Consider the following 10,622-nt stretch of genomic DNA (forward strand, 5'->3'; position numbering starts at 1 on the left):
TGACATGGAAGCGACAAGATCGGAAAAACGCGGGCCAGCTTGACCGGGATTTATCGGGTGCCGACACCAGGCAATCCCGGCACAAGACATGCATCTCCCACCTTCGCGGTCTAGACCTCTGAAGGAATCGCCGTATTTTTCGACCAAATTTTCGGAGGGAAGTGGCCGGATCGCGACCGGCCCGCGCCCGCTCCCGGCGCCCTCGCGCCGGCCTCCGGCCCTCCGCCGCCGGCCCGTCCCGCGCTCTCCGGCCCGTCTCCGGCCGCTCCCCGGCCGCTCTTCGCCCGGTTCCGCCGATACGGGTGGGAGGGGGATCGACCGGCCCTCGTCACGCCGGATCTGCCGGCCGCCGGCCAGGGGCGCGAGGAAGCCGTACTCGGCTCGGAAGCCGGCGTCCCAGTCCGTGGCGATCAGCCCGATCCCGTGTCGGCACACGGCCTCGGGGGGCCCGGCGCCGACACTGAAGTACATGGCCGCGTCGGCTCCTTGCCGGCCGCCCGAAGCCGGCCCGGACGACCGACCCCGCCGGCGCGCAGGAGCGGGGGCGAGGCGCGTAGGGCGGTCGTGGCGACGGCGGGACGCGACGGGCCCCGCGCCCTCGTCGGGGCGCGGAGCTCGTGGCGGGCGGGGTCAGGGCCGGGCGTGCAGGGCGCCGCAGGACGTGACGAAGGAGACGAGCTCCTCCACCTTGTCCGACTTGGCGTCCACCGCGCGGTTGACCACCTTCACCAGGTGGTCGTACGCCTCGGTGTGGTCGTAGCGGGCGGTGTCGGCGATCTTGAGGGCCCAGCGCCAGTACCCGCGGATGGTGTCCGCGAGCGGCATCCGGAACTCGGCGATCACCTCGCGGATGGGGTCCACCACGGCGTCGCCGTAGCGCTGGAGGTAGAGCCGGACCATGTCGGCGAAGAACGAGAAGTGCCGGGCCTCGTCCCTGCTGAGCCGGACCAGGATCTCCTTGAGCAGCGGATCGCCGACCACTTGGCGCAGGTGCTGGTAGTAGATCTGGGTGGCCTTCTCCTGGACCAGCGGATAGGTGAAGAACTGCACGGCCTGCTCGTACGGCAGGTCGAAGTGCTTGCGCCCCTCCTCCGCCAGCGTGTCCCACAGCTCCTCCCGGGCCGCCAGGCCCGTGGCGACCTGGTAGCGGGACAGGACGCGCGCGTGGGTGTCCTCCTCATGGGCCCAGCGCACGGTGAAATGGTAGAGCTCCCGGTTGTGGACGAAGGTCTCCCGGTCGACGCTGTCGTCCACCGGGAAGTTCCGTTCGTACAGGGCGAAGTAACCGGGCAGGTGGTCCTCGATGATGGTGATGAACTGCACGGCGGACCGCTCGCCCTCGGTCAGCCGGCCGGCGTCGGCCCGGGACCAGTCGAAGCTGAAGTCGACGTCCCAGCGGTTGGCCGGCGGGGAGGTGCGCAGGAAGGCGCCGACCGCCGCGTCCACGTCTGAGGCGGGCAGCAGGGGGCCGGCGGCCTGGGCGGCCTCTCGGTCGGCGGGCTGGAGGGTGGACGGTGCGGGGGTTCCGGCGTCGGTCATGGCGCCCCCGTCACCGGGACTTCTGCAGGGTCAGCGCGTAGTGCTTGGTGGTGAAGCCCCACCCCGCGTTGGCGGTCCGCAGATACCGGGTCAACCGCTCGGAGAGGCCGGACTCGATCTCGTCCAGTCGGTCCGCCGAGCGTTCGATGTTGGCCAGCCAGTCCTCGATGGTGCGGCGGTAGTTCTCCGTCAGGTCGTCCACGGCGACGACCGAGAAGCCGGCGTTCTCCGCCCCGCACACCAGCTCGGACAGCGGGCGCATGTCACCCCAGCCGAAGATGGCGTCCCGGACGAAGACCGAGTTCTCCCGCTCGGCGAACGCGGCGCGCTTGGCGGCGTTGCGGTAGCAGCTCTCGGAGACGTACATCCGGCCGCGCGGCTTGAGGGCGTTCCACGCCTTGCGGTAGACGGCGTCGAGGTCGGGCATGTGGACGATCGACCCGAGCATGGTGATCGCGTCGAACGAGCGCGGCTCCGGCTCCAGTTCCTCGATCCGCCCGATCCGGGTGGACACCCGGTCGGCCACGCCCGCCTCGGCCGCCTTTGCGGCGATGTACGCGTGCTGGTTGGGCGCCGGGCTGACGCCGACCGTGGTGGCGCCGTACTCGGCCGCCATGAAGAGGACCAGCGAACCCCAGCCGCAGCCGATGTCCAGCAGCCGCTTGCCCGGCGCCATGGCGAGCCGGTCCGCGACGAAGTGCAGCTTGTTCTGCTGCGCCTGGTCGAGGGTGTCCCCGTCCTCGCGGTAGATGCCGGCGCTGTATTTGCGGGTCCGGTCGAGGTACAGCCCGAAGATCCGCGGATCCTGGTCGTAGTGCTGGTTGGTCTTCGCCTCCGTGGTCGTCACCGGTCAGCCCCGCTCGGCGACCAGGGCGGCGACCGCACCGGCCACCTCTTCGATCGTCTTGAAGCCGAAGACCTGGTCGTCCTCCAGCTCGACGTCGAAGGCCCGCTCGATCCGGGCGACGGCCCGCAGCACCTTCACCGAGTCGGCGCCCTCGACCGTGGTGAGGTCCAGCCCGGGGGTCAGCTCGGCCGCGGGCCGGCCGAACTCGGCGGCCACCAGCTCGGTCACGGTGGTGACGATGGCGTCCTTGGTCATGGTCTCGGCCATGTCTGTCTCTCCTCGTTCACGTTCTCACGGCCCTCGTACGGGGCTCTCGCACAGGGGATGGTCAGGTGGTGCGCAGCTCGGCGAGTGCCCGGTCGACCAGCCGGGCCTCGTCGTCGGACATGGCCATCCGGGTCTTGGCCTGCTCCGGTGTCACCGGCTGGTAGGTGCCGGTGGCGAAGACGACGGCCCGGCCGTCGGCGTCGGCGATCTCGGCGTGGACCTGGTACGGGCCCGTGTCGCCCGCCGCCGCCCCGGTGTTCGCGGTGCAGCGGTAGTCCGCGCCGACCGCCAGCGGCTCGACGTAGCGGGTGCGCAGGCTGGTGGTGAAGACCGAGACGCCCAGCCGCAGCACGAGCAGGTTGCCCATGATCTCGTCGCAGATCGTGGTGGACAGCCCGCCGTGCACCACACCCGGGTAGGACTCGAAGGTGCGGTCCAGGGTGAAGGCGCAGTCGATGCCGCCGTCCGCGGTGTGGGTGAAGCGCAACCGCAGGCCGCGGTCGTTGGCGGGCGAGCAGCCGAAGCACTGGTAGTCCGGCAGCACCCGCCAGGGCAGCTCCACCGGTGTACCGGCCGTTCCCGCCGCGACGGGCCCGGTCATACGGCGATCACCTCGGCGAGCGCGCGGCGCACCTTGCCGTTGCTCGACAGGTCGAGCTCCAGGATGGTCCCGAACACCCGGCGGATCTTGGCCTGGAGTTCCAGCAGCTCGTCGGCGTCGGCCACCTGCTCCAGGAAGAGGTCGAAGGCGGTGTCGATGGTCTCGTGGTCCGCCAGCTCGGTCAGGTTGCTCTTGAAGATGCCGACCGGGTGCTTGATCCGCTTGTCCGCCGTGTAGACGTACAGCGTCTCCAGCACCGATGCCTTCTCCTCGGGGTGCCGGGCCAGCCGCTCCTTGCAGAAGTGGATGAACTCCCGGGCGTGACCGGCCTCGTCGCGGCTGGCGTTCAGCAGCAGGGTGTTGAGCACCGGCTCCTCCACCGCGTGCGCCACCCGGCGGTAGATGTGGTTGACGGTCAGCTCGGAGATGATGTTGGTGGCCAGGGTCGCGGAGGGCGTGGTGCCCGGGTCGTAGGGCGCCCGCATGGCCGCCACCGCGTCGTCGTCCACCTTCTCGCCGACGGCGTCCAGCCAGGCCTTGAACATGTAGTGGTGCTGGACCTCCTGGTTGCCCCAGACCACCGCGAAGGTCGAGAAGTCGTAGTCGTCGACGAACTCGTTGAGGAAGCCGTGCACGGCGGCGATCACATTGGACTCGCCCATCACGGCGCTTTTGGCGATCGTCACGTACTCGGGCTTGACCAGGTCCTTGCGGACCGCCGAGAAGTCGATGTCGGTCAGTTTCCAGTGGTTGCGCTCATACCGGGTGAAAACCTCGTAGGTGTGCATCAGTCGGTCCCTCTGTCCTGGCTGTCCGCGAATTCCTGGGCGGCGGCGAGTCGTTGCAGCTTTCCGCTGGTCGTACGGGGCAGGGAGTCGGGTGCGGCGAGGATGACCCGCAGGTCCTCCAGCCCGAGGGCGGAGCGGACCAGGCCGCGCAGCCGGCCGGCCGCCCCGGCGTGCTCCGCCTCGGGGAGAGCGGTCTCGGCGACCAGGACCATGGACTCCCGGCCGGAGTCGTGGTGGACGAAGGCCACGCAGCGCCGCCGGTGCACGGCCGGGTCGGTGCGCACGGCGCTCTCGACGTCGTCCGGGTAGTGGTTGACACCGCGCAGGATCAGCATCTCCTTGCCGCGCCCGGTGATGAACAGCTCGCCGTCGGCGAGGTAGCCGAGGTCGCCGGTGCGCAGCCAGTTGTCCGCGCTGAACGGCTGGGCGAGCGTGCCGGTGCCGTCGACGTACCCCGGGGTGACGGAGGCGCCGCGCAACTGCACCTCGCCGGCCGTCCGCTCGCCGAGGACGGTGCCGTCCGGGCCGGCGATCCTGACGTCCATGCCCAGCACCGGGGCGCCGACGCTCACCAGGCCGCGCGCGGCGGGCGCGGTGCGGTCGACCGGCCGTGCCGTGCCCTGCTCGGCGAGCTCCTCCCGGTCCACCCAGTCGAAGCGCGGGCCCCGGCCCAGCGGGGGGAAGGTCACCGCCAGGGTCGCCTCCGCCAGGCCGTAGACGGTCAGCATGGACCGGGGGTCGAAGCCGGCCGGGGCGAAGTGCCGGAAGAAGGTCTCCAGGGAGTCCACGGCGATGGGTTCGGCGCCGTTGAAGGCCACCCGCCAGCGGGACAGGTCGTAGGACCCGGCCTCCTCGGCGGGCACCGCCTCCACCAGGTAGTCGTAGGCGAAGTTGGGCATGGGGCTGATGGTGTAGCCGCCGTCGGCGAACCGCCGCAGCCAGCCCGCCGGGTCCTTGACGAAGGCGGAGGGCCGCCAGATCGTGCACGGTACGCCGGTGAGCATGCCGGTGAGGGTCCCGAACAGCCCCATGTCGTGGAAGAGCGGCAGCCAACTGGAGTTGCGGTCGGCGGGCGTGAGCCGGATGCCGTGCCGGATGGCCCGCAGCGTGGCCAGCACATGGGCGTGGGTGAGCCGGACGCCCTTCGGGCGGGAGGTACTGCCCGAGGTGTACTGGAGGACGACCTCGCGCTCGGCGGCCACCTCGGCACCGTCCACCTCGTCGTCGCCGCCGGCCGGGAACGCGGCGGCCGCGAGCACCCGGCGGTCCGGCAGCGCCTGCTCGACGAACGGCACCATCGAGGCCAGCCGGGTGGAGACCACCACGTCCTTGATGCCGGCGTCGTCCAGCACGCTCAGCAGCTTGTCGGTGCCGCCCTCGCGGCGGTTCACCGGCAGCGGGCAGACGCAGGCGCCGAGCCGGCTGAGCGCGAAGAGGAGTAGCAGGAAGTCCGGTTCGTTGGTGGAGAGCGCGCCCACCCGGTCGCCCTCGCCGATGCCCCGTTCACGCAGGTGGGCCGCCAACCGCCGGGATCGGGCCGCCACTTCGGCGAGGGTGAGCGCGACGCCTTCGGCCGGGAAGTCGACGGTCACCTCCCCGTGCTCGGCGGTCACCGCGTCAAGCGCCGCGTGCAGCGTGGGTCCGTCCATCGTCCGCCCCCGTCTCGTGTGCGTGTCGTCGGTCGTTCGCTGTGCGGTGTGGGTGCCGGCCGGCGGGTGCCGCCGGGCGCAGGTCCCAGTGGTCGTCGGCGGGCCGGGGCGTCCACCAGGTGAGGCGGACGGCCGCGGGTGCCGTCGCGGTGGTGACCGCGAGGTGCCGGGTGCCGAGGTCCAGGGCGCGCGTGCGCAGCCCGGCCGGCCGGCCGCGCCAGGCGACCTCGGCCCAGTGCCGGCCCGGATGGCCGGCGAAGTGGATCGAGCGGAGCCCGGCACGCAGCCCCCGGCCGAGGGCCTTGGCCGCGCTCTCCTTGGCCGCCCAGAGCCGTCGGGCCCCGCCCGGCGCCGCGAGCAGCGCGTGGTCGGCCTCCCCGCAGAAGCGGCCGGCGACCTCGCGCAGCGCGCCCTCCGGGGTGTCCTCGACGTCGATCCCGCACGGGCCGGGCCCGGTCACCAGCGCGAGCAGACCGCTGTCGTGGCTGACGTTGGCGTAGGTCCCGCCCACCGGTTCGGGACGGCCGTCGGCGTCGGTGACGACGGGCACCCGGTGCGCCGGCAGTCCGGTGGCCCGGGCCAGCACGGCCCGGAGCAGCAGCCGGGAGGCGTGCGCCTGGAGACGCCTGCCGCCCGGCGCGTACCGGGCGTCCAGCGCCGCGCGTTCGGGCACGGGCAGGGCGGGCGGCAGCCGCTGTGCCGCCGTGCGGACGGCGGTGAGGTTTGCCAGGTGGAGGTGGAGCACGACCCCCGTCGCGGGCTCCATGGCGGATCTACGTCCTTCCGGTCGTCGCGGGCAGCGTGGACATCCCCCGGAACTGCAGGTTGTCCGCGCGCCAGCGGTGGGGCCGGTCCGGGCGGAGCGCGAGGTCGGGGGTCCGACGGGTCAACTCGTCGAGCACACACGCCCCTTCGACCTTGGCCAGGGCGCCGCCGATGCAGTAGTGGACGCCGGTGCCGAGCGCGACGTGACCCGTCTCGGTGCGGGTGACGTCGATCCGGTCCGGGTCGGCGAAGTGCGCGGGGTCGCGGTTGGCCGACCCCCGCACCAGGTAGACGAGCGCGCCCTCGGGGATGACGGTGCCGTGCAGTGCGACGTCACGGGTGGCCAGGCGGTGAGTGAGCTGCACCGGGCCGTCCCAGCGCAGCATCTCGTCCACGGCGGCCGGGATGCGCCGCGGCTCCGCCTTGATCAGCTCCCACTGGTCGCGCTGGGTGAGCAGTCCGCGCAGCCCGTTGCCGAGCATGTCGATGGTGGTCTCGTAGGTGGCCACCAGGAGGAGGAGCAGGTTGGAGCAGAGTTCCTCGTCGCCGAGCCGCTCGCCGTCCTCCTCGGCGTGCGCCAGACGGGAGATCAGGTCGTCCCCGGGCGTCCGCCGGCGTTCGGCGATCACCGCGCCGAGGTAGTCCATCATCCGCCGCAGCGACTCGGCGGCCGGGCCGTGGGTGGCCACGAGGTCCGGGGCGCCGCCGAGGAAGACCTTGAGGGTGTCGCACCACTGGGTGAGCAGCGCGCCGTCCTCCTCGGGCAGGCCGTAGAGGGCGAGCAGGACGCCGGCCGGCACCGGGTAGCAGAGGTCGGGGATCAGGTCGACCTCTTCCTTCTCCACCAGGGCGTCCACCAGCCGTTCGACGATCCGCGCCACCCGGGGCTCCAGTAACCGGACGTCGCGCGGGCTGAAGCCCTGGTTCATCAGCTTGCGCACGCGGGTGTGCCGGGGTGGGTCGAGCATCCACATCCACTGCGAGGCGAGGTCGACGAAGCGCCGCATCTCGGGTGAGGGGGTGGCCCCGCCGCGGGCGACCAGCAGGCCGATCCGGCGGGAGGAGAACGTCTCGTGGTCGCGGAGCGCCGCGTGGACGTCGGTGTAGCGGGTCAGCAGGAAGCCGTTGAGCCGGTCGTCCCAGTGCACCGGCGCGTGGTCGCGCAGCAGGGCGTAGGTGGGGTACGGGTCGGTGAAGACCTCGGGGCTGAGCAGCTCTAATCGGCCGACGGGATCGGGGGCGGTCATGGCGCCCGGTTCCCGTCGTCCGGCGTGCGGGGCAGTTCGGCGAGGCCGGTGCCGGTCAGGACCGGCTTGCCGTCGCCGCCGACCACGCTGAGCTCGTAGCGGAACAGGGCCCGGTCCGGCGGGAGTTCGACGCCCTCGCGCTCGGTCTCGGTGGCGTGGACGGTCGCGGTGACGGTGTCCCCCGCGTGGACCGGGGCGAGGAAGGTGAGGGAGACCTCCCGCAGGTGTGCCCCGGGCTCGGCGAGCAGGGGGACGGCGGTGAGGGTGAGGATGCCCTGGGTCATCCGGCGGTCTCCGAGACCGGCCATGTGGTGTGCGCCCTGGTCGCCGGTGAGGCGGGCGCAGGCGTCGATGTCCTCGGGGCCGAAGACGGCTGTGGCGGTGCGGGTGATGGTCACGGCGTTGCCTCCGTTCTGTCTACGCGCCGACGATGAGGCCCTTGCTGCGGCCGCTGATCACCAGTTCGTCCCCGCATCGGATGCGGGCGTCGAACGCGATCTTGGTCATCCCCACTCCGGCTCCGGCCGGCTCCAGGTGGGTGACCTCCAGTTCGGCGGTGATCTCCTCGTTCCGTGCGATCGGGCGGTGGGAGGTCCAGTCCATCCGCCGGGACAGGTAGTCGAGGTCGCCGCCGAGCTTGGTCAGCGGCGCGACGGCCAGCAGGTAGGGCAGGTGTTCGGGCAACGGGCCGGCCGGTGCGCCGCTCAGGGCGTGGAACTCGCGCACTTCCTCGTCGGTGTACCGCTTCGTCCACGTCAACACGGTGCCGACGGAGATCTCGCCATGGGTGGCGTTCTTGATGGTGATCGACAACTTCCCCTCCGGCGCTGAAGAACGACGTGGTGAAAGGCAGCCGACATGCTTACCTGCGAGTAGGCAACCGCCCGGGCGTCATCATGCCGGTACGGCGGGAAGGATTGAACGAGCGATCCACAAGTGTGGCCCGCGTCACTCGCCACCCTGCGCACAGAAACGGACCAAGCCCACGGAATAGCCAACTCCGCAGGTGGGCCGGGCAGTTGGCGAAGTTTCCGGTTCCACTTCCGCCCGGCTCCGCGGCCCGAAGTCCCGTCAGGGACTCGTCGTCGACACCACGAACACCCGCGGGTACCGCGGGTCGTCGAAGTTCGCCGTGACCTCGATGGTGGGCTTGGGCTTGTCCTCCTCGCGGACCGTGCCCTTCCAGTGGTGCTTGTCGTCGAACTTCCAGCCGACGGTGTCGGCCTCCTCCTCGTCGATGGTGACGTCGCCGTCCTCCAGCTCGGAGGGGTTCATGCCGTGGTCGTTCAGCCACTGGCCGAACTTGTCGCCGGTGGTGGTGAACTGGAGGAAGAGGGAGCTGGACTTCCAGGAGTTGGTCTCGTAGTGGGCCACGTTCTCGGCGTCCGCCGGCACGGTCACCTCGTAGAGCCGGCGCTGGAGCCGGGAGGGCCAGCCCTCCTCCAGGCCGGTGACGGTGTGCTCCTCCTGCTTGTCACCGTTGCCGTTGCGGCTCTGGAGGGCGGAGATGTAGAGGTAGCCGGCCGGGATGGCGACGAGCAGGAAGACGATCAGCGGCTTCAGCCAGCGGCGCGGGCGGGGGCCGTCCGGGGTGCCTCCGGGGGTCTCCGCGGTCCCCTCGCGGTCCGTGTGCTCCATGGTGATCACCCGCGGCCGGCCTTGGCGTACCGCTCGTACCGTTCGACGCGGCGCCGGTTGGCGCGCCGGAAGCGGCGGGCCACCAGCCGGGCGAGGTCGGCGGCGCCGACCATGCCGGCCTCGGGGCCGAGCTGGGCGCGGACGATGCGGGCCTCGGGGCGGTAGCCGCGGCCGGTGAGGTGGCGGCGGAAGGCGTCCCGGGCGGGGTTGATCAGCAGGTCGTCGGCGGCGCTGACGCCGCCGCCGATGACGAAGCAGGACGGGTCGAGGGCGGCGGCGAGGTTGGCGATGCCGACGCCCAGCCACTGGCCGATGTCCTGGAGCAGCTCGACGCACATGGCGTCGCCGTTGCGGGCCAGCTCGGTGATGAGCGGGCCGGTGATCTCGGGGATGTTCCCGCCGACGCGGTCGATGATCCCGTACGCCACCGGGGACTCGGCGGCGGCCAGCTCGCGGGCCTCGCGGACGAGCGCGTTGCCGGAGCTGTACTGCTCCCAGCAGCCGCGGTTGCCGCACGGGCAGCGGTGGCCGCCGGGGACGACCTGCATGTGCCCGAACTCGCCCGCGACCCCGTACTTGCCGCGCTTGACCTGCCCGTCCTCCAGGATGGCGCCGCCGATCCCGGTCCCCAGGGTGATCATCACCAGGTGGTCCTCGCCCCGGCCGGCGCCGAAGCGCCACTCGGCCCAGGCGGCGGTGTTGGCGTCGTTGTCGACCATGACGGGGACGGCCAGCCGGCCGGCCAGCCGGTCGCGCAGCGGCTCGTTGCGCCAGGACAGGTGCGGGGCGAACAGGACGCGGTTGCGGTCGGCGTCCACCCAGCCCGCCGCGCCGATGCCGACGGCGTGCACGTCGTGCCGGTCGGAGAGGTCGAGGACCAGCTCGACGATGGTGTCCTCGACGACCTTGGGGCTCTTGGACTTGTCCGGCGTCTCGGTGCGCAGCTTCTCCAGGATCGTGCCGTCGGCGTCCACGACGCCCGCCATGACCTTGGTGCCGCCGATGTCGATGCCGACCGTGGGCACCCGCGGCGCGGTGAGGTGGGAGCGCCGTTCGCGCGATCCGGCGGTGCGGAGGACGGTGGCTCGTGCGGAGCCCCGGTAGACCCGCTCGCGGTAGATGCTCATCGCGGCACCTCCGTGCCTCGGGGGGCTCCGGCGGCTGCTCGGGGTCGTGCTCGCACGAGGTCGTCGTCCCTGCGGTGGTCTCGGGAGGCCGGGGGCCTCGCGGATACGGTCGGTGCGGACGCTGCCCGCGTCGCCGATTGTGCCTCACCGGCGG

General features: G+C 72.0%; 12 protein-coding genes. All 12 read right to left on the bottom strand.

Translation table 11 applies throughout. From position 1 onward, the window contains the following. Nucleotides 1-630: 630 nt before the first annotated feature. Nucleotides 631-1,539 carry an acyl-ACP desaturase gene (locus ACZ6X9_RS25880; protein ID WP_469780401.1) on the bottom strand — a complete coding sequence of 303 codons (909 nt, stop codon included), beginning with the start codon at nt 1,537-1,539 and terminating at the stop codon, nt 631-633. A 10-nt stretch (nt 1,540-1,549) separates the two neighbouring features. Continuing rightward, nucleotides 1,550-2,386 carry an SAM-dependent methyltransferase gene (locus ACZ6X9_RS25885; protein WP_469780402.1) on the bottom strand — a complete coding sequence of 279 codons (837 nt, stop codon included), beginning with the start codon at nt 2,384-2,386 and terminating at the stop codon, nt 1,550-1,552. 3 nt (nt 2,387-2,389) lie between these two features. After that, nucleotides 2,390-2,653 (bottom strand): acyl carrier protein, encoded by a 264-nt coding sequence (locus ACZ6X9_RS25890; RefSeq protein ID WP_469780403.1) that lies wholly within the window; start codon nt 2,651-2,653, stop codon nt 2,390-2,392. Between the two features lie 61 nt (nt 2,654-2,714). Next, complete coding sequence (locus tag ACZ6X9_RS25895; protein ID WP_469780404.1) at nt 2,715-3,254, bottom strand: PaaI family thioesterase; 540 nt, start codon at nt 3,252-3,254, stop codon at nt 2,715-2,717. Next, on the bottom strand, nt 3,251-4,042 hold the full coding sequence (locus ACZ6X9_RS25900) for a ferritin-like domain-containing protein (RefSeq protein WP_469780405.1): 792 nt from the start codon (nt 4,040-4,042) through the stop codon (nt 3,251-3,253). The genes ACZ6X9_RS25895 and ACZ6X9_RS25900 overlap by 4 nt, the downstream gene beginning before the upstream one ends. Continuing rightward, nucleotides 4,042-5,691: an AMP-binding protein gene (locus tag ACZ6X9_RS25905; protein ID WP_469780406.1), complete on the bottom strand. Its 1,650-nt coding sequence runs from the start codon at nt 5,689-5,691 to the stop codon at nt 4,042-4,044. The genes ACZ6X9_RS25900 and ACZ6X9_RS25905 overlap by 1 nt, the downstream gene beginning before the upstream one ends. Then, nucleotides 5,660-6,457, bottom strand: a complete 798-nt coding sequence (locus ACZ6X9_RS25910) for a 4'-phosphopantetheinyl transferase family protein (protein ID WP_469780407.1) — start codon at nt 6,455-6,457, stop codon at nt 5,660-5,662. The genes ACZ6X9_RS25905 and ACZ6X9_RS25910 overlap by 32 nt, the downstream gene beginning before the upstream one ends. Nucleotides 6,458-6,464: 7 nt before the next feature. Next, entirely contained in the window at nt 6,465-7,703 is a 1,239-nt protein-coding gene (locus ACZ6X9_RS25915; protein ID WP_469780408.1) for a cytochrome P450, read from the bottom strand. Further along, nucleotides 7,700-8,101 carry a MaoC family dehydratase gene (locus ACZ6X9_RS25920; RefSeq protein WP_469780409.1) on the bottom strand — a complete coding sequence of 134 codons (402 nt, stop codon included), beginning with the start codon at nt 8,099-8,101 and terminating at the stop codon, nt 7,700-7,702. The genes ACZ6X9_RS25915 and ACZ6X9_RS25920 overlap by 4 nt, the downstream gene beginning before the upstream one ends. A gap of 19 nt (nt 8,102-8,120) precedes the next feature. After that, nucleotides 8,121-8,516: a hypothetical protein gene (locus ACZ6X9_RS25925; protein ID WP_469780410.1), complete on the bottom strand. Its 396-nt coding sequence runs from the start codon at nt 8,514-8,516 to the stop codon at nt 8,121-8,123. Nucleotides 8,517-8,774: 258 nt separating this feature from the next. Next, on the bottom strand, nt 8,775-9,341 hold the full coding sequence (locus ACZ6X9_RS25930; protein ID WP_469780411.1) for a hypothetical protein: 567 nt from the start codon (nt 9,339-9,341) through the stop codon (nt 8,775-8,777). A gap of 5 nt (nt 9,342-9,346) precedes the next feature. Then, nucleotides 9,347-10,468 (bottom strand): ROK family glucokinase, encoded by a 1,122-nt coding sequence (locus tag ACZ6X9_RS25935; RefSeq protein ID WP_469780412.1) that lies wholly within the window; start codon nt 10,466-10,468, stop codon nt 9,347-9,349. Between the last annotated feature and the right edge of the window lie 154 nt (nt 10,469-10,622).

The organism is Streptomyces sp. NPDC052910, from assembly GCF_055585605.1.